Origin of the sequence: Bacillus cereus group sp. MYBK101-2 (genome assembly GCF_051918845.1) — a bacterium.
GTDB lineage: Bacteria > Bacillota > Bacilli > Bacillales > Bacillaceae_G > Bacillus_A > Bacillus_A paranthracis.
In genome coordinates this window covers 862,265-884,916 of record NZ_JBQAIE010000001.1, presented here as the reverse complement: position 1 = coordinate 884,916, position 22,652 = coordinate 862,265, and the positions used below count along the sequence as shown (strand labels likewise).

Below are 22,652 nucleotides of genomic sequence, written 5' to 3'. Positions count from 1 at the left end.
TTTTTTCTTTATACACTTTTAGCGTACGTTTAATGTAACCTCAATATTTCCTCGTGTTGCTTTCGAATAAGGACATACGCCGTGAGCGGCTTGTACAAGTTCTTGTGCTTCGCTATGTGAAACGCCAGCGACATGTACATCAAGTACAGCAGATAGGCCGAAACCACCATCTGTATCTTTTCCGATAGAAACGTGAGCAGTTACTTCTGTACTTTCTACTTTCACACGTTTCGTACGAATGACAAGTTGTAATGCACTATCAAAACAAGCAGCGTAACCAGCAGCAAATAGTTGTTCTGGATTTGTTGCCTCTCCGCCTGCACCACCTAGTGCTTTCGGCATTTTCACATCAAGATTTAATATGCCATCATCTGATACTACTTTTCCATTTCTTCCACCTGTAGCAGTTACTGAAGCAGTATATAATTTATCCATGTTTATTCCCCTTTTCTATCATTAATTGTTTTCATTGTTTCAATTAGTTTATTTAATTGAATTAATAAAGAACGATATTCTTGTTCTGTAATTCCTAAATTTGTTGCCATCGTTGTCGGCAATGAACAAGCCTTATCTTGTAAATCTTTTCCTTGTTCTGTTAATTCAATACACACTTTTCGCTCATCTTCTTTGGAACGAACGCGTTTTACAAGGTTTAATGATTCCATTCGTTTTAACATAGGTGTTAACGTACCGGAATCTAAAAATAGACGTTCTCCAATTTCTTTTACTGTTAGTCCATCTTGCTCCCATAGTACGAGTAAAGTAATGTACTGTGGATACGTAATGCCCATTTCTTCTAAATATGGTCGGTAAAAGCGTGTAACCTCTCTAGAACAAGCATAAATAGAAAAACAAAGTTGATTATCTAGATGCAAAGAATCTTCTGTCATGAATGACTCCTTTCTAATTAAGTTGTACACAATTTAATTTTGTAAAATCAATATAACGAAAAAGAAATACAATGTCAAATACATTGTATTGAGAAAGTTTGTGCTACAATTTGGAACAATCATACATATTTTCCTTCATGATGAAAGAAGATAGGAAAGATGATGTTATAATTTATATGGAATAGTTTCCATCACTTGATTATGAGGGCTTTTTTTGGTAACGTACAAATAGAGTTATTAATTTATAATCATTATAAAGTAGAAAAATTTTATTCATTTTACTGAATCTCCTTTCTTACATATGGAGAATAAATAAAAAAATAATCGGTTGTTCACACGATTGTCAGATTCATAAGAGGAAAGTTGTATTATGATAGTAGATAAAGTGATAAAACGGGTGAAGGGGGACATGCTGCGTGCATATTCTTGTTGTTAGTGTAAATTATCGAACAGCCCCTGTAGAATTTCGTGAGAAACTCACATTTCAGGCAGCAGAGCTAGAGCAAGCAATGACTACATTACAAAATCAAAAGAGCGTGTTAGAGAATGTCATTGTATCAACTTGTAATCGCACTGAGGTTTATGCTGTTGTCGATCAATTACACACGGGACGGTATTATATTAAGAAGTTTTTAGCTGATTGGTTTCAGCTTGAAATAGAAGAAGTCGCACCATATTTAACTATTTTTGAACAAGATGGTGCAATCGATCATTTATTCCGCGTAACGTGCGGTTTAGATTCTATGGTAGTTGGAGAGACGCAAATTTTAGGTCAAATAAAAGATAGCTTTTTAGAAGCGCAACAAGTAAAAGCAACAGGGACAATTTTTAATGAATTGTTTAAGCAAGTTATTACATTAGCGAAACGTGCTCACTCAGAAACGACAATTGGTGAAAGTGCGATGTCTGTTAGTTATGCTGCTGTTGAGCTTGGGAAGAAAATATTTGGCGAGTTAACAGATTGTCACGTACTTATTCTCGGTGCTGGTAAAATGGGTGAACTTGCACTACAAAACTTATATGGAAGTGGTGCTCGTAAAGTAACAGTCATGAATAGAACGCTTTCAAAAGCAGAAATAATGGCTGAGAAATATATGGGACACGCAAAACCTTTAAGTGAATTACAATGTGCATTATTAGAAGCTGATATTTTAATTAGTTCAACTGGTGCATCGGATTATGTCATTACGAAAGAGATGATGACAAAGGTAGAGAAAATGCGCTCTGGTCGTCCATTATTTATGGTTGATATTGCAGTGCCGCGTGATATTGATCCAGCAATTGATGAGCTAGAAGGTTCTTTCTTGTATGACATTGATGATTTGCAAGGAGTAGTGGAAGCGAACCGTGCTGAACGTTTAAAAGAAGCAGAGAAAATTCAATTTATGATTGAAGAGGAAATTGTTGTATTTAAAACGTGGTTAAGTACACTTGGTGTCGTTCCGTTAATATCAGCTCTTCGTGATAAGGCACTTGCTATTCAAAGTGAAACGATGGAAAGTTTGGAACGAAAAATACCAACTCTTAGTGATCGTGAGAGAAAAGTAATTAGTAAGCATACGAAAAGTATTATTAATCAATTATTAAAAGACCCAATTCTAGTAGCGAAAGAAATAGCTGCTGAAGAGGGAGCAGGCGAAAAATTAGCGTTATTTGCAAAGATTTTCGATTTAGAAATGGAAGACGTAGAGAGTCGTGCGGAAGAAGTAGAACATAAAAGAGCGTGGACACCATCCGTTCCATCTTTATAATTTGGAAGGATGATCGGATGAGTTTTTTAAATAACAGTATTATTTATCATATTGCAATTATTTTATATGCTTGTAGCATTAGTTTATATTTTATAGATTATTTCCAAAGTAACCGAAAGGCGAACCGATTTGCTTTTTGGTTACTTTCGATTGTATGGGTTCTGCATTCTATTTTTATGTTGCTTAGAGCTACAGATTCAGAAACGAACCCCCTTTTAACCTTATTATCAGGCATTTATTTTTATGTTTGGCTATTGATTACGATGTCGTTAGTCATTAATCGATTTATGAGAATCGATTTTTTAGTCTTTTTTACAAATGTTGTTGCATTTGGCGTAAGCGCTTTTTCTATTTTTACGCCGCTTGGAAAGATGTCGCCGGTACTTGCAGAGCAATTAGTTTCGGAGCTTGTATATGTACATGTCGGTATGGCTATTATTTCTTATGCAACTTTTACTGTATCGTTCATTTTTTCTATTATGTATTTATTGCAATATCGCCTATTAAAAAAGAAAAAATGGAATGCGAGATTAAGAAGATTAGGGAATTTACCGAAGCTAGAATCGATGTCTTACGGATTAAATTTATTTTCTGTTCCATTTTTCTTACTAGCTATTTTATTAGGATGCATATGGGGATATACAAAATTGGACAATTTCCATTGGTATGATACGAAAGTAATCGGGTCTTTTGTCGTTCTATTTGTATATTGTGCTGGCCTATATTTACGCGCGGCAGATGTGTTGCAAGGGAAGAAAATCGTGCAGTGGAACATCGGAGCATTTCTCGTAATGCTAATTAATATTTTTCTATTAAGCAGTTTATCCAACTTCCACTTTTGGTATTTATAATGAGGAGAGAAAATTATGCGCAAAATTATTGTAGGGTCACGAAAGAGTAAATTAGCATTAACGCAAACAAATTGGTTTATTGATCAGTTAAAAGCGCTAGGTTTACCATATGAATTTGAAGTGAAAGAAATCGTCACAAAAGGCGATGTAATTTTAGATGTTACTCTTTCAAAAGTAGGTGGCAAAGGCTTGTTTGTGAAAGAGATTGAACATGCGCTACTTACGAAAGAAATTGATATGGCTGTACATAGTATGAAAGATATGCCGGCCGTACTTCCAGAAGGATTAATGATTGGTTGTACACCAAAGCGTGTTGACCCTCGTGATGCTTTTATCTCAAAAAACGGAGCGTCGTTTAAAGAGTTAGCAGAAGGCGCTATTTTAGGTACGAGTAGTTTAAGACGTAGTGCACAGTTACTCGCTGCGAGACCAGACTTACAAGTGAAGTGGATTCGCGGAAATATCGATACACGTTTACGCAAATTAAAAGAAGAAGATTACGATGCAATTATTTTAGCGACAGCGGGATTACAAAGAATGGGCTGGGATAATGAAGTTATTACAGAACATTTAGATGAGACGTTATGTGTACCTGCTGTAGGACAAGGTGCATTAGCGATTGAGTGTCGTGAGGATGATAAAGATTTACTGCAGTTGTTAGCTCATATGAATGATGGAGTAACAGAAAAAACAGTGGCAGCAGAACGCGTATTTCTTCATAAACTTGAAGGGGGATGCCAAGTTCCGATCGCTGGATATGCAACTCTTACAGAAAACGATGCAATCGAATTAACAGCTCTTGTCGGGTCTATGGACGGTTCTGTTTTATTGAAAGAGACAGTAGTAGGGACTGATCCAGAGAAAGTAGGATTAGAGGCTGCGGACCGTTTAATTAACCAAGGCGCAAAAGAACTCATTCTTGCTGCAAATAAGGGGCAACAATAAGTATGAACGCTCTCGCTGGCAAAACGGTATTGGTTACGCGTGCCCAGCATCAAGCAAAACAAATGAGTGTAGCGGTGAAAGAAAAGGGCGGAATTCCATTGGAAATTCCGCTTTTGCGTATGGAAGGTATGTTTCATAGGCAAATTCAACATATAGCAGGGCAGTTACATTCGTATGATTGGGTTATTTTTACGAGTAAAAATGGGGTAGCTTTTTTTCTAGATTGTTTAGGAAAGAAGCTCCCCGTAACGACTAAAATTGCTGCAGTAGGTGTGAAAACAAAGTTAGAGTTAGAAAAGCGAGGCTATCGAGTGGATTTTGTTCCAACTTCATTTGTTGCAGAAGTATTTGCAGAAGAGTTTGTAAAAAGATTAAGTGGAAACGAACGTATTTTATTTCCGAAAGGGAATTTAGCAAGAGACGTAATTCCAGTTGCGCTTCGTGAAATGGGTGTTTCTCTAGATGAGCTTATCGTATATGGTACGAAAGAAAATGTAGAGAAAAAGCAAGAGCTTATAGAAGCGTTGAAGTTAGGGAAAGTAGACATTATTACATTTACGAGCCCTTCCACTGTTACTAGTTTTGTTCGTTTACTTGAGGATACAAACTGGAGAGAATGGACAAAAAAATGTACAATTGCTTGTATAGGGCCTATTACGGAAAAAGAGGCGAGCCTTTATTTTCCGCATATTATTATGCCGAAAGAGTACACTGTAGAAGCATTACTACAATGTGTTTGTGAATCTATAAAATAAAAGAATGGGGATAGAAATCTATGAACTCTTTACAATTTAATCGTCATCGTCGCTTAAGACAAAGCGGGGGCATGCGTGCGCTTGTGCGTGAAACGTTTTTACATACGGAAGATTTTATTTACCCTATTTTTGTATTAGAAGGTGAAAATGTTCGTAATGAAGTACCTTCTATGCCAGGCGTATATCAAATGTCTTTAGATTTATTGCAAGCTGAAATGCAAGAAGTTGTTGATTTAGGTATTCGTTCTGTTATTGTATTTGGTTTACCTGCTGAAAAAGATGAAGTTGGATCATCAGCATATTGTGATCATGGAATTGTGCAACGTGCGATTCAGCAAATTAAAGGTGAATTCCCTGATCTAGTAGTAGTTGCGGATACATGTTTATGTCAATTCACAAGCCATGGTCATTGCGGTGTAATTGAAGATGGTATTATTTTAAATGACGAGTCTCTTGCAGTTCTTGCAAAAATAGCTGTAAGCCAAGCGAAAGCAGGAGCGGACATTATTGCGCCATCAAACATGATGGACGGATTCGTAACAGCAATTCGCCACGCATTAGATGAAAATGGTTTTGGACATGTACCAGTTATGTCGTACGCTGTTAAATATTCATCAGCATTTTACGGACCATTCCGTGATGCGGCGCATGGTGCACCGCAATTTGGTGATCGTAAAACATATCAAATGGACCCAGCGAACCGCATGGAAGCATTCCGTGAAGCAGAATCAGATGTAATGGAAGGGGCAGATTTCTTAATTGTAAAGCCAGCTCTTTCTTACTTAGATATCGTTCGTGATGTGAAAAATAACTTTAATTTACCAGTCGTTGCTTATAACGTAAGCGGTGAATATTCAATGATTAAAGCGGCAGCGCAAAATGGCTGGATTAATGAAAAAGAAGTTGTACTTGAAAAATTAATTAGTATGAAACGCGCAGGAGCAGATTTAATTATTACGTATCATGCGAAAGATGCAGCAAGATGGTTACAAGAAGGAGGCGCTAAATAATGAAAAAGTTTGATAAGTCGATTGCAGCGTTTGAAGAGGCTCAAGATTTAATGCCTGGTGGCGTAAATAGCCCAGTTCGTGCTTTTAAGTCTGTCGGTATGAATCCGTTGTTTATGGAGCGTGGAAAAGGCTCTAAAGTATATGATATCGATGGAAATGAATACATCGATTACGTATTATCATGGGGTCCATTAATTCATGGTCATGCAAATGATCGTGTTGTTGAGGCTTTAAAAGCTGTTGCTGAAAAAGGTACGAGCTTCGGTGCTCCAACGGAAATTGAAAATAAATTAGCGAAACTTGTTATTGAGCGTGTTCCATCAATTGAGATTGTGCGTATGGTTAACTCTGGAACAGAAGCGACAATGAGTGCGCTACGTTTAGCTCGTGGTTATACAGGGCGTAACAAAATTTTGAAATTTATCGGTTGTTATCACGGTCATGGTGACTCGTTATTAATTAAAGCGGGTTCTGGTGTAGCAACGCTAGGTTTACCAGATAGCCCTGGTGTACCAGAAGGTGTAGCGAAAAATACGATTACAGTAGCGTATAACGATTTAGAAAGTGTGAAATACGCTTTCGAACAATTCGGTGATGATATTGCTTGTGTCATTGTAGAACCAGTAGCAGGGAATATGGGTGTTGTTCCTCCGCAACCAGGATTTTTAGAAGGTCTTCGTAAAGTAACAGAGCAAAATGGTGCATTGCTTATTTTTGATGAAGTAATGACAGGATTCCGTGTTGCTTATAATTGTGGACAAGGTTATTACGGTGTAACACCTGATTTAACTTGTTTAGGTAAAGTAATCGGTGGTGGATTACCGGTAGGAGCATACGGTGGTAAAGCAGAAATTATGCGCCAAGTTGCACCGAGCGGACCGATTTATCAAGCAGGTACTTTATCAGGTAACCCACTAGCAATGGCAGCAGGTTATGAAACGTTAGTACAGTTAACGCCAGAATCGTATGTAGAATTTGAGCGTAAAGCTGAAATGTTAGAAGCTGGCTTACGTAAAGCGGCTGAAAAACATGGCATTCCACATCATATCAATCGTGCGGGTTCTATGATTGGTATCTTCTTTACAGATGAACCAGTTATTAATTACGATGCAGCAAAATCTTCAAACTTAGAGTTCTTTGCGGCTTACTATCGTGAAATGGTAGAACAAGGTGTATTTTTACCGCCATCCCAGTTTGAAGGTTTATTCTTATCGACAGCACATAGTGATGCAGATATTGAAGCGACGATTGCAGCGGCTGAAATTGCAATGTCAAAATTAAAAGCTTAATTGAATAAAAAAATCGCTCTCTGTAAGGGGAGCGATTTTTTTTATTCATAAAGTCAGCTTTCCGTACATAAATCTGTAATGACATATAGTTTGGGAGGGGGAAAAGAAGTGGCAACAGATCATTCATTACGTTTTTCATTAAAAGAATCTGTTTGGTTCCAAAAAGGACAGGAAGTCGAAGAACTTTTGTCAATTTCGTTAGATCCAGACGTTGAGATAGAAGAGCTTGATCATGAGGTAATTGTGAGAGGGCAATTAGATTTAACGGGAGAGTATGTTGCAAGGCAAGATGATTCAGCTTATTCATTAAGAGATCTATCGCCAGCGAAGTCCATTGATTATGTAGAAACGAGAGAAGATGGGGTTAATGAACTTGTTCATTCCTTCCCACTTGAAATATCAATCCCAAGAAACCGTGTGAAAGTAATTGAAGAACTATATGTATCTATCGAGGAATTTGATTATGAACTAAAGGAAAATGGTTGCTTACAATTATTAGCGGATATATCTATTACAGGTTTATGTGATGAAGAAAGAATTGAGGATGAGGAGGAAGAAACGGCGTATGCTGAGTTAGAGGATGATTCTGCGCAAGAGCATGAAACTAGACCAACGCCACAAGTCGAAGAGCCAGCCTATAAGGAATCAGATGAGTGGGAAGATTACGCATTTGAACCGTTCCAACTAGAAGAAAGAAAAGAGCAGGAAGTAGAAGAAGAGGAAATAGAAGAACATGAATTTGTAGAGCGTGAAGAGGAGAAAGAAACAACGCCGCAATTTGAATTGTTCGGAAGAAAAGATTTTAAGAAAGAACAAGCGAAAAAACAAGAAGTACAAGAAGAGGAAACGTATTCACAGCGGGATGAAAATGCGCTTTATTTAACGAAATTATTTACGAAAGAACCGGAAGAAGAATTTACAAAGTTAAGAATGTATTTTGTGCAAGAAGGAGATACGATCGAATCTGTTGCAGAACGTTATGAAACATCTGTACAAAACTTATACCGTGTCAATCAAACAGAAGATATATATTTAACTACAGGACAAATTATTTATATTCCTGTTTCAAGAGCAAAAGCGAAATAAGTGAGTGTTTTCACTCACTTATTTTTCTAAAGGCTATGTTTTGAATAGAAAGGGTTATTCGTATGGATATGGAATTACGAAATCGTTATGAACCCATTGTAAGGCAATATAGATTGGATACGCAGCATATGGAAGAGCACGGAAGTGTGACGAAAATTTATACGAATCAAGGTCCATATGCGCTCAAGAAAATAGAAGGCAGGAAGTTAGAGCGGAATAACTTTTTGCATCATATTCAATATTTGAAGGAGAAAGGTTTTTCAAATTATGTACCTATATATCATGCGACGGACGGAAATTATATTTTAAGTGATGGTACGTATAATTATTATTTAATGCCTTGGTTAGAGCGTGCGGAAGGGAACGGCGAGGATAATGATCAATACCATAAAATGTTTCAGACTCTCGGAACGTTGCACCAAAAAACGGTAAAAGAAGAAACGTATACAGAAGAGGATTTAGAAAAACATTATACAAATATATCCAATCGTTGGGAAAATGATGGAGAGATGTTAGAAGAGTTTCTTGTAGAATCGGAAGCGAAGTGGTATATGTCTCCGTTTGAATTGCAGTATTGTACGTACTATCATCATGTAATGAGAGCGCGTGAGTTTGCAACGAAGCAATTAAATGAGTGGAACGATGCAATGAAAGAAAAAGAAACAACGCGCATTACTTTTGTACATGGTAACGTATCGCTTAATCATTTTTTATTTGATTATGAACGGAATGGCTATTTTATTAGTTTAGAAAAATCGAAGTTTGCAACACCTGTGCAAGATATTGTAGGCTTTTATTCTCGGTCTTTAAACACATATCCAATTGCGCGAAGTGATCGGTTTGAATGGTATCAAATGTATCAAAAAAATTTCCCTTTTACGAAAGAAGAGCAACTACTCATGTTTGCGTATATGACGTATCCATCGCAATTTATTCGGCAAATCCAGTCTTATAAGAAAAGAAGAGAGCGGCGTAATGAGGAAAATGAACTTCTCGGAGTAAAGAGTTTGCAACAAGCGCATTGGCTCGTTAGTAATATAGAATATTTTCTTTCGCAATTACAAGCTGCCCAGCAAGGGAACGGATAAAGAAGGTAAGTAGAGGGTGCTACTTATCTTCTTTTTTTTACTCAAAAAGCTGTAGTCTTAAATTTATCTTGACGAATAAGGTTTCGTTTTTTACACTATTGTATATAATAATTAACAATCATATAAATGCCTTGAAGGGGAAGAGTATAACAAGAAACGTCTTCAGAGAGGAGAATCATTAGCTGAGAGATTCTCTAGATAGTTATGTTAGAAGGTAGCCCTGGAGCATCTTTTCTGAACGGAATAGTTCTCATTAGGAAAAGACGGATTTGTCCGTTATCAAATTAAGAGTATAAGCAAATTCCTGAATTTGTTTGTAAATAAAGGTGGTACCGCGATGTCCCTCGTCCTTTTTTGGATGAGGGGCATTTTTTATTTTAAGGAGGGAAAATAATGTCAAACACGGAAAAGAATTTACCAACTAAATATGATCATATGTCCGTTGAAGAAGGCCTTTATCAGTGGTGGTTAGAAGGCAAATATTTTGAAGCAACAGGAGACGAGAAGAAACAACCGTATACAATTGTAATTCCACCTCCGAACGTAACTGGTAAGTTACACTTAGGTCATGCTTGGGATACAACTCTTCAAGATATTTTAACTCGTACGAAGCGTATGCAAGGTTACGATGTATTGTGGCTTCCAGGAATGGACCATGCGGGTATCGCAACACAAGCGAAAGTAGAAGGGAAACTTCGTGAAGAAGGTATGTCACGTTACGATCTTGGCCGTGAGAAATTCCTTGAAAAGGCTTGGGAATGGAAAGAAGAATACGCTTCTCACATTCGTCAACAATGGGGGAAAGTTGGTTTAGGACTAGACTATTCTCGCGAACGTTTCACATTAGACGAAGGTTTATCTGATGCGGTTAATAAAGTATTCGTTCAATTATACGAAAAAGGCTTAATTTACCGCGGTGAATATATTATCAACTGGGACCCGGCAACACGCACAGCTCTTTCTGATATTGAAGTAATTCATAAAGAAGTTCAAGGTGCATTCTACCATATGAACTATCCGTTAACAGATGGATCTGGTCACATTCGTCTTGCAACAACTCGTCCAGAAACGATGCTTGGTGATACAGCGGTAGCGGTTCATCCAGAAGACGATCGTTACAAGCATTTAATCGGAAAAACAGTTACACTTCCAATCGTAGGCCGTGAGATTCCGATTATTGCTGATGAGTATGTAGAAAAAGATTTCGGAACAGGTGTTGTAAAAATTACGCCAGCTCATGACCCGAATGACTTTGAAGTAGGTAACCGTCATGACTTACCACGTATCTTAGTAATGAACGAAGATGGAACGATGAACGAAAAAGCTGGTAAGTATAACGGTATGGATCGTTTCGAGTGCCGTAAAGCGTTAGTAAAAGATTTACAAGAAGCGGGCGTATTAGTAGAAATCGAGCCTCATATGCATTCAGTAGGTCATAGTGAGCGTAGTGGTGCAGTTGTTGAGCCTTACTTATCAACACAATGGTTCGTAAAAATGGCTCCACTTGCTGAGAAGGCAGTAGCGCTTCAGCAAAAAGAAGAAGAGAAAGTAACGTTCGTACCAGATCGTTTCGAAAACACATATTTACGTTGGATGGAAAACATTCACGACTGGTGTATTTCTCGTCAATTATGGTGGGGACACCGCATTCCAGCTTGGTATCATAAAGAAACTGGTGAAGTATACGTAGGTACAGAAGCGCCAGCAGATATTGAAAATTGGAATCAAGATAACGACGTACTTGATACATGGTTCAGTTCAGCGTTATGGCCATTTTCAACACTTGGTTGGCCAAATGAAGATGCAGCGGACTTCAAACGTTACTATTCAACTGATGCACTAGTAACGGGTTATGACATCATCTTCTTCTGGGTATCTCGTATGATTTTCCAAGGTTTAGAGTTTACAGGCGAGCGTCCATTTAAAGATGTATTAATTCACGGTTTAGTTCGTGATGAGCAAGGACGTAAAATGAGTAAATCTCTTGGTAACGGTATTGACCCAATGGAAGTTATCGAGAAGTACGGTGCAGATGCAATGCGTTTCTTCTTATCAACGGGAAGTGCACCAGGTCAAGACTTACGTTTCAGCATGGAAAAAGTAGAATCTACTTGGAACTTCATTAATAAAATTTGGAATGCATCACGTTTCGTATTAATGAACATGGATGACATGAAGTATGAAGAAATCGATTTAACTGGTGAAAAATCAGTTGCAGATAAGTGGATTTTAACTCGTTTAAATGAAACAATCGAAAGTGTAACGCGAAACATGGATAAATATGAGTTCGGTGAAGCTGGTCGTTCATTATACAACTTCATCTGGGACGATTTCTGTGACTGGTACATTGAAATGGCGAAACTTCCACTATACGGTGAAGATGAAGCAGCTAAGAAAACAACTCGTTCTATTTTAGCTTACGTATTAGACCAAACAATGCGTCTATTACACCCATTCATGCCATTCGTAACAGAGAAGATTTGGCAACATTTACCGCATGAAGGCGAATCTATTACAGTAGCAGCATGGCCAACAGTTCGCGAAGATTTACAAGATGCAGAAGCTGCAGCAGAAATGCACCTTCTAGTTGATATTATTCGCTCTGTTCGTAACATCCGTGCAGAAGTTAATACGCCAATGAGCAAAAAAGTTCAAATGCAAATTAAAGCAAAAGATGAGGCTGTACTTGCTCAACTTACGAAAAACAGCTCTTACATTGAGCGTTTCTGTAACCCAAGCGAATTAACAATTCAAACGGATTTACAAGCGCCAGAAAAAGCAATGACTGCAATCGTAACAGGTGCAGAGTTATTCTTACCGTTAGCTGATCTTATCAATCTTGATGAAGAGAGAGCACGTCTTGAGAAAGAGCTTGAGAAGTTCGACAAAGAAGTAGAACGTGTACAGAAGAAACTTTCAAACCAAGGTTTCGTAGCGAAAGCTCCTGCAGCAGTTATTGAAGGAGAGCGTGCGAAAGAGCAAGATTACCTAGAAAAACGCGAAGCAGTTCGCCAACGTCTAGCGGATCTTGAGAAATAAAAATGTTTTTTAGAGACTCACTATATTGGTGAGTCTCTTTTCTTTGCGTATAATAGAAAGGTGAAGGTTGTCTTTTGAAAGGGGAAAGCATACGTGATACATACATACGAAGAAGCGATAGGGTGGATTCATAGCCGATTGAAATTTGGTATTAAACCGGGATTAGAAAGAATGAGATGGATGCTAGAAGAACTCGGAAATCCAGAACGTCACATAAAATGTGTTCATCTTGCTGGTACAAATGGAAAAGGTTCAACGTTAACATATATGCGCTACATGTTAGAAAATGCAAAATATAAGGTAGGAACATTTACCTCCCCTTATATTGAAACATTTAACGAGCGTATTAGTGTGAATGGAACACCAATTGCAGATGAAGAGATTACTGAACTTGTAAAGATGGTAAAGCCAGTCGTTGAAAAACTAGATGAAACGGATTTAGGGGAAGCGACTGAGTTTGAAATTATTACTGTTATGGCAATTTGTTACTTCGGTAAAGTTAATTTCTGTGATGTTGTTTTATTTGAAACAGGGCTTGGAGGGCGCTTTGATTCTACGAATGTGATTCATCCAGTTCTCACGATTATTACGAATATCGGTCACGATCATATGCATATTTTAGGTAATACATTAGGAGAAATTGCATATGAAAAGGCGGGAATTATTAAGTCTGGTGTTCCGGTTATTACTGGTGTGCAAGATGAGGAAGCGTTGCAAGTCATTCAAAAAGTTGCAAAGGAAAATCATGCAAATGTATACGAGATGGGCAACCATTTTACATCGTTACATAAACAGTCTAGCGAAGATGGAGAACATTTCGATTTCACTTGCCCTTTCGCCTCTTTTGAAGATGTGCGAATTTCAATGAAAGGCAGCCATCAAGTAGGAAACGCAGCACTTGCACTTATGGCAGTCATGTATGTAAAAACATACTTATCATTTTTAATTGAGGAAGAAGAAATAAGAACGGGATTACAGGAAGCGTATTGGGTGGGGCGCTTTGAAAAACTGCAAAGTAATCCGGATATTATTATAGATGGTGCTCATAACCCAGAAGGTATTGAAAGTCTTGTGAAAACGGTAGAATCACATTACAAAGATAAAAATGTAATAGTTTTATTTACTGCCCTTGGTGATAAACAATTGCACAATATGGTAGGTCAATTAGAAAGCATCGCCGATGAAATTATTTTTACAACATTCGCCTTTGATCGTGCGATTTCTGCTGACAAACTTGCATCGTATGCAAAGGAAGAGTCAAAATTAGTTTTTGAAAATTGGAAAGAGGCAATTGATACGAAGGTTGAAATGCTTGGAGAAAATGATGTTTTTATCATAACAGGTTCTCTTTATTTCATTTCGGAAGTTCGAAAATATATTCGCGAAAAAACTAGATAGTCTTTGCTATCTAGTTTTTTTGTTCTACAAATGAAGTCAAATGCATACATATAAGATAAATATATAGGGTTATTTGGCGAATTCCTCTGACAAATATCTCGTTTTTTTGTGAAATGAATATGATATGATGCGGACAACGATAAGAGGTGAGGTGTGAGTGTATGGACAAGCAATCACGAACGATCTCAGTGAAAGTGAATGGAACAGAAGCGAAGTATGAGGAGAAGAAGAAAGATGAATTTGATTGGATGGTAGTAGAAAGTGAAAGGCCAAAAAACGTTGTTCTGTTTCAAAAATCGAAAGTAGCGTCTACGGAAAAAAATCGAAAGAAGTGGAGCAATACGTTAATTGCAATCGTTGCAACTGCAATTATTATTGGTACGGCGTTTGGGATGGGGATGCTACAGTTACTGAAAGGACAAGGTGCGACAGGAGGAAGCGAAGTAACAGCTTCGAAGCAGATGCGAAAGGAAGAATCAAAGGTGGGTGGAACGGCAGAACAAACACCAGCACCAAAAGAGGAAAAAACAAAAGCACAGACAGGAACGTCATTAGATCCAATGAAATTATTTTTTGTTCAAGGAGGAATCTATTCTTCTGAAGAAAAGGGACAGGCCGCTCTTGAAGAGTGGAAAGGTAATGGAGGTGTAGCAGCCTTAAAACCGAGCGGCGATAAGTATGCATTAGTTGTTGGTATTGCTAGCGATGAACAAGGCATAAACCAATTAATGACGCAGTATAAAAAAGATAATGTCTCCGTATTGAAAAAGGACTGGGATATAACAGATAAAGCGTTACTTAAAGATGATAAAGAAGTCGGGGCGTTTTTAACAAAATTACAGCCATTATATACTCATTTAGCAAAATATGCTTCTAGCGTACAAGCTAGTGAAAAAAGTAATACAAAAGATATAGGTGCGATCGAAAAAGAGTGGAAAGCGATTGAAAAAGAAGGGAAAAGTATGAAGCAGGAAGAAGCGAAGAAATTGTATATGTATACGTCGGTAGCTGTGCAAACAGTGAAGGACGGAAAAGATGATAAGGAATCATTAGCGAAATTAAATCAAGTTATCATTGATGGTATACTTTCATACGAAAAAATTGTTTCACAAAAGGTGAAATAATAGGATAATGAAATGACGAAGGAAGAAGTGTAAAGGCTTCTTTCTTTTCTTTTGAATTTAGAGTAAAGTGCTTTCTCTATGACAGGAATATAATCGTGTTTTGGTAAGGAAGTATTATTTTGTTTAGAGAAAATAATATTTCTTTTATTTGTGGACAAACTATTCCTTTGATACGATTGATATAAATGATTCTGCTTCATGTGAGAAAGGAAGGAGAAAATATGAAAAAAATTATTTTAGCTTCAGGATCACCTCGCAGGAAGGAATTGCTGGAGTTAGCGGGTGTACCATTTGAAATTGTTGTAAGTGAAGTAGAAGAAACGATTGGTGCGTATTCATCGCCTTCTGATATTGTTATGTCCCTTGCCCTGCAAAAAGCATCTGCGGTAGCAGAAAATAACAGTGATTATATTGTGTTAGGTGCAGACACAATTGTTACATATGAGTCGCGTATTCTTGGAAAGCCATCTAATGAGGCTGAGGCGAAAGAAATGTTGCAATTATTATCAGGGAAAACACATGAGGTGTATACAGGTGTTGCAATTATAGCAAAGGACAAAACAGTCACTTTTTACGAGCGTACAGAAGTTACGTTTTGGGAATTAACAGAAGAGGAAATTGACACATACATTGCATCAAAAGAGCCTTTGGATAAAGCAGGAAGTTATGGGATTCAAGGTAAAGGATCTATTTTTGTTCAACATATTCAAGGGGACTACTATAGTGTAGTTGGGTTACCAATTTCACGTCTTGTTCGGGAATTAAAACAATTTAATATTGATGTAACCCATGCGTAAAACTGCATGGGATTTTCTTTGAGAGAACAAATAAAGGGGTGGAGGAATGAACGGTATTCGTGATGTTGTCAAAGAAGAACAGCCACGGGAGCGTTTATTGTTAGAAGGGGCTGGAAGTTTATCCAATCGGGAGCTTCTTGCAGTGTTACTCAGAACAGGTTCTAAAGAAGAAACAGTTTTAAAGTTATCGGATAAAATTTTGCATCATTTTGATGGTTTACGTATGTTGAAAGACGCAACGCTAGAAGAGTTAGTGAGTATACATGGTGTTGGAGTTGCGAAGGCATCACAGCTCATCGCTGCTTTTGAACTCGGTAGAAGAATGGTGCGTTTAGAATATCAAAATAGATACAGCATTCGAAGCCCGGAAGATTGCGCCAGATATATGATGGAAGAAATGCGCTTCCTGCAGCAGGAGCATTTTGTATGTCTATATTTGAACACAAAGAATCAAGTTATACATAGGCAAACGATTTTCATTGGAAGTTTAAACTCATCAATTGTACATCCAAGGGAAGTTTTTAAAGAAGCGTTTCGCCGTGCAGCAGCCTCTATCATATGTCTTCATAACCATCCCTCAGGAGACCCTGCGCCGAGCCGAGAAGATATTGAAGTAACAAAACGCTTAGTAGAATGCGGCCGGATTATCGGAATTGAAGTGCTCGATCATATTATAATAGGTGACCATAAATTCGTGAGTTTAAAGGAAAAAGGTCATATTTAAGACTATGCTTTTTACTTATTTTGTTTTATAATGTGATTTATGAGTTTTTTGTAGAAAATTATCTACAAAAAGGATAAAGATATAAAAAACGTACTGTTTTTATAATATAAAGTAAGAAAAAATGAGTCCGTGAAAACAAGAAAGGAAGATAAATAATATGTTTGGATTTGGTGGCTTTACTCGCGATCTTGGAATAGACTTAGGAACTGCGAACACGCTTGTATATGTAAAGGGAAAAGGTGTAGTTTTACGTGAACCTTCAGTAGTAGCGTTACAAACTGATACGAAACAAATCGTTGCTGTAGGTAGCGATGCAAAACAAATGATTGGTCGTACACCAGGAAACGTTGTGGCACTTCGCCCGATGAAAGACGGTGTAATTGCTGATTACGAAACAACAGCAACAATGATGAAATATTACATTCAACAAGCTCAAAAATCAAATGGATTCTTCTCACGTAAGCCTTATGTAATGGTATGTGTACCATCTGGTATTACAGCTGTAGAAAGACGTGCAGTAATCGATGCGACTCGTCAAGCTGGTGCTCGTGATGCTTATCCTATCGAAGAACCATTTGCAGCAGCAATTGGTGCAAACTTACCTGTTTGGGAACCAACTGGTAGCATGGTTGTTGATATTGGTGGCGGTACAACAGAAGTTGCAATCATTTCTTTAGGTGGTATTGTAACAAGTCAATCAGTTCGTGTTGCTGGTGATGATATGGATGATTCAATCATTCAGTACATTAAGAAAAGCTACAACTTAATGATCGGTGAAAGAACAGCTGAAGCATTAAAATTAGAAATCGGTTCTGCAGGCGAGCCAGAAGGTATCGAGCCTATGGAAATTCGTGGTCGTGATTTAGTAAGTGGTTTACCAAAAACAGTACTAATTCAACCAGAAGAAATTGCAGATGCATTAAAAGATACAGTAGATGCCATTGTAGAATCTGTTAAAAATACGTTAGAGAAAACTCCACCAGAATTAGCGGCAGACATTATGGACCGTGGCATCGTATTAACAGGTGGCGGAGCATTACTACGTAATTTAGATAAAGTAATTAGTGAAGAAACAAATATGCCAGTTCTTGTTGCAGAAGATCCATTAGATTGCGTAGCAATTGGAACGGGTAAAGCATTAGACAATATCGATCTTTTCAAAACTGCTGCTCGATAATATTGCAAAATAAAAATCAATGAAATTAAGAGGGTGTGAACGTGCCACAGTTTTTCTTAAACAAAAGATTAATTGTTTTGTTAGTTAGTATTATTCTTCTCGTGGCATTGATTGGAATCTCATTGAAAGAACGGAACAGTTTAACATGGCCAGAGCAGTTTGTTAAAGACACTGTCGGTGTTGTAGAACGTGTATTCCAAAAGCCAGCGAAATACGTAGCTGGATTCTTCGAAAATGTAGAGGATGTAAAGCGCACGTATGAAGAGAATAAAGAATTAAAAGCAAAATTAGACAATTATGCAGGTCTATCAGGGAAAGTAAAACAATTAGAAGATGATAACAAGAAGTTACAAGAGTTAACGGGTAAAGATAAGTTAAATAGCGGTTATACTGAAATTCCAGCGACTGTTGTTTCTCGTAATCCAGATAAATGGTACGATTTAGTTGGACTTGATAAAGGGGCACAGCAAGGAATAAAAAAAGATATGGCTGTATTAACTCCACAAGGTTTAGTGGGACGAGTGAAAAGTGTATCTCAGTTTACATCATCAGTAGAATTGTTAAGTTCTATGAGCCGAACAAATCGTGTTTCTGCTATCGTACAAGGGAATGAGAAAATCTTTGGATTGATTGAAGGTTACGATAAAGAAAAGCACTTACTTCTTTTCACAAAGATTGGTTCTGATGCACCGGTAGATAAGGATCAACTAGTTGTAACATCTGGGCTCGGTGATATTTTCCCGAAAGGTCTTGTAATTGGAAAAATCGTTGAAGTTCAGCAGGATCCATACGGTTTAACAAAAACAGCTTATGTAAAGCCAGCCGCTGATTTAAATGACGTAGAGCATGTTGTAGTTGCGAAACGTGAAACGCCTTCAGCGCCATTAGAATAGGAGGGGGAGAAGAGATGATGAAGATTTTAAAAAGAGCAGCTCTTCCTCTTTTGCTCCTTTTTGCTTTTTTATTTGAAAATATGTTTGCTACTATTGTTCCAACAGAGGTTTTTTGGAAAGACAGTATAGCATCACCTCATTTCTTTATCATTGTGTTATGTTTTATTACTGTGTACTATAGTCCGGTCCAAGGGATTTATTACGGACTATTATTTGGTTTCTTATTTGATACCGTATACACGGAACTTGTTGGTATATATATTTTTGCGTATCCGATTTTAGTTTATTTAGTTTATAGTGTGATGAAGGTACTACAATTGAATTTATTTATTGTTACTTCTATCGTACTAGCTAGCATAGTAGCATTAGAGTATTATGTGTATGGATTTTTAACTTTGTTAGGACGTACTCATATGTCGGCGTATGTCTTTTTCACAGATCGTCTCCTGTCTACTTTATTGCTAAATGCAATTTTCTTATTGATAGTTTGTTTCCCACTGAGACGATATTTAGTGCGTCTTTCAAAAGCGATGGAAGAAAAAGAAAAAAGGATTTTCTAATTTTATGTCGAATTGAATCGGTGGGGTGAACTTTAGTGGAAGAAAAAAAGCAACAAAATGTAACAATAAAAGGGACAAAAGACGGAATAACCCTTCATTTAGATGATTGTTGTTCATTCTCTGAATTATTGAAGGAATTAGATGAAAAGCTTTCTACACATTACTATGATGGTGATGGACGCTCTTTAATTGAAGTGCATGTGAAAGTAGGAAACCGTTATTTAACAGAAGTCCAACAAGAAGAGATTCGTACGTTAATTCGTAATAAAAAGAATCTCGTTGTGGATTCGATTGAAAGTGATGTTATAACGAAAGAGGAAGCAATAGCTTGGAAAGAAGAAACAGAAATCGTCCCTATTTCCAAAATTGTTCGCTCTGGACAAGTTTTACATGTAAAAGGAAATTTATTGTTAATTGGTGATGTTAATCCAGGCGGAACGGTTATCGCTGGGGGGAATATTTTTGTCGTAGGATCATTAAGAGGAATTGCACATGCGGGGTATTATGGGGATTCAGATGCTGTAATCGCTGCATCTGTTATGAACCCGATGCAACTTCGAATTAGTGATGTGGCAATGCGGGCTCCGGAAGAGAAAGAAGACGGAGCGGAGGCGGCAGAATGTGCGTATATTAATGAGAACAATCACATTGTTGTCGATCGACTGCAACTTCTCACTCATCTTAGACCTAATTTAACAAAGTTAGAAAGGGGAATTGTATAGCTGTGGGAGAGGCAATAGTAATTACATCTGGAAAAGGCGGTGTAGGTAAAACTACAACGTCTGCGAACATTGGGACAGCCCTAGCGTTATCTGGAAAGAAAGTGTGCTTAATTGACACAGATATCGGTCTTCGAAACTTAGACGTAGTAATGGGGCTGGAAAATCGTATTGTATTTGATCTTGTTGATGTCGTTGAAGGGCGTTGCCGTTTACCTCAGGCTCTTATTAAAGATAAACGTTTTGATGATCTTTATTTATTACCTGCAGCACAAACGAGTGATAAATCAGCGGTAACACCTGAACAAATGGATGAATTAATACAAGTATTACGTCAAGATTATGATTACATATTAATTGATTGTCCTGCGGGGATTGAGCAGGGATTTAAAAACGCGGTAGCTGGTGCGGATAAAGCAATTGTTGTTACGACGCCAGAAGTATCCTCAATGCGCGATGCGGATCGTATTATCGGGCTTTTAGAAAAAGAGGATATTGAACCACCGAAACTTGTTATTAATCGTGTGCGTAGTCATATGCTTCATGAACAGGATATGTTAGATGTTGATGAAATCGTACGTACATTGTCAATCGAGCTTCTTGGTGTTGTGGAAGATGATGATGAAGTTATTCGTGCTACAAATACAGGTGAGCCTGTAGCGTTGCAACCGAGCGGAAAAGCAGCGTTAGCTTATCGTAATATTGCAAGACGTTTGTTGGGTGAGAATGTCCCATTACAAGCATTTGAACAAGAAAAGGTATCGGTATTTACAAAGGTGAAAAACTTCTTTGGAATCCGTTAAAAGCACTTCGCATATTTGCGGAGTGCTTTCTTTTTTCTTCACACGAATATCTTCCATACCTAGCTCATACATATGTACAAACTGTATACAACTGTTTCTATGTACATTAGCTTAACGAAAGAAAGGAGACAGTATGAAGAATAGACGTGTAGAAGAAATTAAAAAACGGATTGCGAAGAGGAAGGCAGAGCAAGAAAGGATGGAGGAAGAGCAGTATTTTGCTGGAGGGAATTTTGATAGTGAAACAGTATTTATTGAAGATGGAGAAAAGGAAATTCATCCTTTATTTCGAAAAGAAGTGTTTTTCTTCAAAGTATTGTTATCAGCAATATTAGTTCTTTCTGTCGCTATTTTATATAAGAATGCACCAGCTTCTTTCGACGGTGCTAAAGCTGTTACAGAAAAAGTGATGAAAGAAGAATTTCAGTTTGCTACTGTAGCGAAATGGTACGAAAAACAGTTTGGAAAACCGCTCGTGTTTTATTCGCCTAATGAGAAAAAAGAAGAAACGATTCAGCAAAAAGATTATGCCATTCCTGCTTCCGGAAAGGTGATGCAAGGGTTTCAAAAAAATGGCCAAGGTGTATTTGTACAAACAGCTACAAATGCAACTGTTGAGTCAGTGAATGAAGGGCTAGTAGTTTTTGCAGGCAAGAAAGAGGAACTTGGTAATACAGTTCAAATTCAGCATGCAGATGGTACGGAGTCATGGTATGCAAATTTAAATGATATGTCAGTGAAATTATATGATTACGTTTCAAAGAAACAAAAAATTGGAACAGTGAATAATGATGCGAATAATAAAAATGGTAAGTTTTATTTCGCAATAAAAAAGGATGAAAAATTTATTGATCCGATTCAGGTGATTTCATTTGATTAAATATAGAGATGTTTTAACAAAGATTTCAGTGCATCCATTGTTTTGGGTTATTATTGTCATTGGTATTTTCACGGCACGTTTTAAAGAGTTACTACTGTTATTTTGTATCGTTCTCATCCATGAACTTGGGCATGCTTTTGCAGCGGCACACTATAATTGGCGTATTAAGAAGATTCAACTTTTGCCGTTTGGTGGTGTGGCTGAGCTTGAGGAACATGGGAATAAATCATTGAAAGAGGAACTAGTTGTTGTAATTGCAGGACCTATTCAACATATTTGGATGATGGCGGTAGGCTATATGTTGTTTGAAGCTGGTTGGCTTCATGCGGAATTATATTATTTCTTTATGTGGAATAATATAATTATTTTAGCGTTTAATTTACTACCTATTTGGCCTCTTGATGGTGGAAAAGTATTGTTTAACGTACTATCATATCGTTTTCCTTATTTACAAGCACATGAAAAGATGATGCAATTATCATGTGTTTTTTTTAGTGTCATACTAGGATGGCAGTTACTTTGGAATAGTAATAATATTATGATGTGGGTACTACTCATATTTTTAGCGGTGTCGTTATATCAAGAATGGAAGCAAAGACGGTATGCCTTTATGCGTTTTTTATTAGAACGTTATTATGGGAACAAAAGAGGAATTGAAAAGATTGCACCGATTGAGGTGCAATCAGAAGATCATTTATATAAGATATTCACAAAATTTCGTAGAGGCTATAAGCATTCTATTATCGTCCGCGGAAAATATAAAGAACGTTACACATTGGATGAAAATGAATTGCTTTATGCGTATTTTACTGAAAAACGAACAACTTCATCTGTTGAAGAATTAATCGGTTAGTGTTGACGTTAGCACTAACC

Annotated in this window: 22 protein-coding genes and 1 other annotated feature; of the genes, 20 read left to right on the top strand and 2 right to left on the bottom strand. The window is 37.3% G+C overall.

The window, feature by feature from the left end:
- Positions 1 to 18: 18 nt before the first annotated feature.
- Together ACTFSI_RS04700 and ACTFSI_RS04695 are read right to left on the bottom strand one after the other, a co-directional pair.
- Positions 19 to 435 (bottom strand): organic hydroperoxide resistance protein, encoded by a 417-nt coding sequence (locus ACTFSI_RS04700; RefSeq protein WP_000359782.1) that lies wholly within the window; start codon positions 433 to 435, stop codon positions 19 to 21.
- Positions 436 to 437: 2 nt separating this feature from the next.
- Positions 438 to 890, bottom strand: coding sequence for a MarR family winged helix-turn-helix transcriptional regulator (locus tag ACTFSI_RS04695; protein WP_000133920.1), 453 nt, complete (start codon positions 888 to 890; stop codon positions 438 to 440).
- Between the two features lie 416 nt (positions 891 to 1,306).
- Between ACTFSI_RS04695 and hemA the strand changes: the two genes are divergently transcribed.
- From hemA to spoIVFB, 20 genes are all read left to right on the top strand, one after another.
- Positions 1,307 to 2,641: a glutamyl-tRNA reductase gene (gene hemA, locus ACTFSI_RS04690; protein ID WP_440045251.1), complete on the top strand. Its 1,335-nt coding sequence runs from the start codon at positions 1,307 to 1,309 to the stop codon at positions 2,639 to 2,641.
- 17 nt (positions 2,642 to 2,658) lie between these two features.
- Positions 2,659 to 3,492: a cytochrome C assembly family protein gene (locus ACTFSI_RS04685; RefSeq protein WP_000008996.1), complete on the top strand. Its 834-nt coding sequence runs from the start codon at positions 2,659 to 2,661 to the stop codon at positions 3,490 to 3,492.
- A 15-nt stretch (positions 3,493 to 3,507) separates the two neighbouring features.
- Entirely contained in the window at positions 3,508 to 4,437 is a 930-nt protein-coding gene (gene hemC, locus ACTFSI_RS04680) for a hydroxymethylbilane synthase (protein WP_001226412.1), read from the top strand.
- 2 nt (positions 4,438 to 4,439) lie between these two features.
- A complete protein-coding gene (gene hemD, locus ACTFSI_RS04675; protein ID WP_440045250.1) occupies positions 4,440 to 5,192 on the top strand; it encodes a uroporphyrinogen-III synthase in 753 nt (250 codons plus the stop codon).
- Positions 5,193 to 5,212: 20 nt separating this feature from the next.
- Positions 5,213 to 6,202 (top strand): porphobilinogen synthase, encoded by a 990-nt coding sequence (gene hemB, locus ACTFSI_RS04670; protein WP_440045249.1) that lies wholly within the window; start codon positions 5,213 to 5,215, stop codon positions 6,200 to 6,202.
- Positions 6,202 to 7,491, top strand: coding sequence for a glutamate-1-semialdehyde 2,1-aminomutase (gene hemL / locus ACTFSI_RS04665; protein WP_440045248.1), 1,290 nt, complete (start codon positions 6,202 to 6,204; stop codon positions 7,489 to 7,491). The genes hemB and hemL overlap by 1 nt, the downstream gene beginning before the upstream one ends.
- Before the next feature lie 108 nt (positions 7,492 to 7,599).
- Positions 7,600 to 8,577, top strand: coding sequence for a stage VI sporulation protein D (spoVID, locus tag ACTFSI_RS04660; protein ID WP_000179737.1), 978 nt, complete (start codon positions 7,600 to 7,602; stop codon positions 8,575 to 8,577).
- Positions 8,578 to 8,639: 62 nt separating this feature from the next.
- Entirely contained in the window at positions 8,640 to 9,665 is a 1,026-nt protein-coding gene (gene ysxE, locus ACTFSI_RS04655) for a spore coat protein YsxE (protein WP_000367002.1), read from the top strand.
- A gap of 122 nt (positions 9,666 to 9,787) precedes the next feature.
- Positions 9,788 to 10,020, top strand: a binding site (T-box leader).
- Between the two features lie 38 nt (positions 10,021 to 10,058).
- Positions 10,059 to 12,704, top strand: coding sequence for a valine--tRNA ligase (locus tag ACTFSI_RS04650; protein WP_000072255.1), 2,646 nt, complete (start codon positions 10,059 to 10,061; stop codon positions 12,702 to 12,704).
- A gap of 93 nt (positions 12,705 to 12,797) precedes the next feature.
- Positions 12,798 to 14,102, top strand: a complete 1,305-nt coding sequence (locus tag ACTFSI_RS04645) for a bifunctional folylpolyglutamate synthase/dihydrofolate synthase (RefSeq protein WP_138321055.1) — start codon at positions 12,798 to 12,800, stop codon at positions 14,100 to 14,102.
- A 161-nt stretch (positions 14,103 to 14,263) separates the two neighbouring features.
- Complete coding sequence (locus ACTFSI_RS04640; protein WP_000360981.1) at positions 14,264 to 15,226, top strand: hypothetical protein; 963 nt, start codon at positions 14,264 to 14,266, stop codon at positions 15,224 to 15,226.
- Positions 15,227 to 15,447: 221 nt separating this feature from the next.
- Positions 15,448 to 16,023 (top strand): Maf family protein, encoded by a 576-nt coding sequence (locus ACTFSI_RS04635; protein WP_000720488.1) that lies wholly within the window; start codon positions 15,448 to 15,450, stop codon positions 16,021 to 16,023.
- A 46-nt stretch (positions 16,024 to 16,069) separates the two neighbouring features.
- Positions 16,070 to 16,747 (top strand): DNA repair protein RadC, encoded by a 678-nt coding sequence (gene radC / locus ACTFSI_RS04630; protein WP_001013381.1) that lies wholly within the window; start codon positions 16,070 to 16,072, stop codon positions 16,745 to 16,747.
- Positions 16,748 to 16,904: 157 nt separating this feature from the next.
- Positions 16,905 to 17,924: a cell shape-determining protein MreB gene (gene mreB, locus ACTFSI_RS04625; protein ID WP_000466737.1), complete on the top strand. Its 1,020-nt coding sequence runs from the start codon at positions 16,905 to 16,907 to the stop codon at positions 17,922 to 17,924.
- Positions 17,925 to 17,965: 41 nt separating this feature from the next.
- Positions 17,966 to 18,817, top strand: a complete 852-nt coding sequence (mreC, locus tag ACTFSI_RS04620) for a rod shape-determining protein MreC (RefSeq protein WP_001135483.1) — start codon at positions 17,966 to 17,968, stop codon at positions 18,815 to 18,817.
- A gap of 14 nt (positions 18,818 to 18,831) precedes the next feature.
- Entirely contained in the window at positions 18,832 to 19,377 is a 546-nt protein-coding gene (mreD, locus tag ACTFSI_RS04615) for a rod shape-determining protein MreD (RefSeq protein WP_000975746.1), read from the top strand.
- A gap of 35 nt (positions 19,378 to 19,412) precedes the next feature.
- Positions 19,413 to 20,099 (top strand): septum site-determining protein MinC, encoded by a 687-nt coding sequence (minC, locus tag ACTFSI_RS04610; RefSeq protein WP_000391517.1) that lies wholly within the window; start codon positions 19,413 to 19,415, stop codon positions 20,097 to 20,099.
- 2 nt (positions 20,100 to 20,101) lie between these two features.
- A complete protein-coding gene (gene minD / locus ACTFSI_RS04605; protein ID WP_000503311.1) occupies positions 20,102 to 20,899 on the top strand; it encodes a septum site-determining protein MinD in 798 nt (265 codons plus the stop codon).
- A 133-nt stretch (positions 20,900 to 21,032) separates the two neighbouring features.
- Positions 21,033 to 21,779 carry a stage IV sporulation protein SpoIVFA gene (gene spoIVFA / locus ACTFSI_RS04600; protein WP_000797468.1) on the top strand — a complete coding sequence of 249 codons (747 nt, stop codon included), beginning with the start codon at positions 21,033 to 21,035 and terminating at the stop codon, positions 21,777 to 21,779.
- Entirely contained in the window at positions 21,772 to 22,632 is an 861-nt protein-coding gene (gene spoIVFB / locus ACTFSI_RS04595) for a stage IV sporulation intramembrane metalloprotease SpoIVFB (protein WP_000599051.1), read from the top strand. Before spoIVFA ends, spoIVFB begins: the two co-directional genes overlap by 8 nt.
- Positions 22,633 to 22,652: the final 20 nt, after the last annotated feature.

What these genes read in the sequence shown, in the direction of transcription:
- spoIVFA (WP_000797468.1), top strand. Translation starts at nt 21,033, where the DNA reads ATGAAGAATAGACGTGTAGAAGAAATTAAAAAACGGATTGCGAAGAGG.
- radC (WP_001013381.1), top strand. Translation starts at nt 16,070, where the DNA reads ATGAACGGTATTCGTGATGTTGTCAAAGAAGAACAGCCACGGGAGCGT.
- hemC (WP_001226412.1), top strand. Translation starts at nt 3,508, where the DNA reads ATGCGCAAAATTATTGTAGGGTCACGAAAGAGTAAATTAGCATTAACG.
- hemD (WP_440045250.1), top strand. Translation starts at nt 4,440, where the DNA reads ATGAACGCTCTCGCTGGCAAAACGGTATTGGTTACGCGTGCCCAGCAT.
- ACTFSI_RS04650 (WP_000072255.1), top strand. Translation starts at nt 10,059, where the DNA reads ATGTCAAACACGGAAAAGAATTTACCAACTAAATATGATCATATGTCC.
- ysxE (WP_000367002.1), top strand. Translation starts at nt 8,640, where the DNA reads ATGGATATGGAATTACGAAATCGTTATGAACCCATTGTAAGGCAATAT.
- ACTFSI_RS04640 (WP_000360981.1), top strand. Translation starts at nt 14,264, where the DNA reads ATGGACAAGCAATCACGAACGATCTCAGTGAAAGTGAATGGAACAGAA.
- ACTFSI_RS04685 (WP_000008996.1), top strand. Translation starts at nt 2,659, where the DNA reads ATGAGTTTTTTAAATAACAGTATTATTTATCATATTGCAATTATTTTA.
- hemL (WP_440045248.1), top strand. Translation starts at nt 6,202, where the DNA reads ATGAAAAAGTTTGATAAGTCGATTGCAGCGTTTGAAGAGGCTCAAGAT.
- ACTFSI_RS04700 (WP_000359782.1), bottom strand. Translation starts at nt 435, where the DNA reads ATGGATAAATTATATACTGCTTCAGTAACTGCTACAGGTGGAAGAAAT.
- ACTFSI_RS04695 (WP_000133920.1), bottom strand. Translation starts at nt 890, where the DNA reads ATGACAGAAGATTCTTTGCATCTAGATAATCAACTTTGTTTTTCTATT.
- ACTFSI_RS04635 (WP_000720488.1), top strand. Translation starts at nt 15,448, where the DNA reads ATGAAAAAAATTATTTTAGCTTCAGGATCACCTCGCAGGAAGGAATTG.
- mreB (WP_000466737.1), top strand. Translation starts at nt 16,905, where the DNA reads ATGTTTGGATTTGGTGGCTTTACTCGCGATCTTGGAATAGACTTAGGA.
- hemB (WP_440045249.1), top strand. Translation starts at nt 5,213, where the DNA reads ATGAACTCTTTACAATTTAATCGTCATCGTCGCTTAAGACAAAGCGGG.
- mreD (WP_000975746.1), top strand. Translation starts at nt 18,832, where the DNA reads ATGATGAAGATTTTAAAAAGAGCAGCTCTTCCTCTTTTGCTCCTTTTT.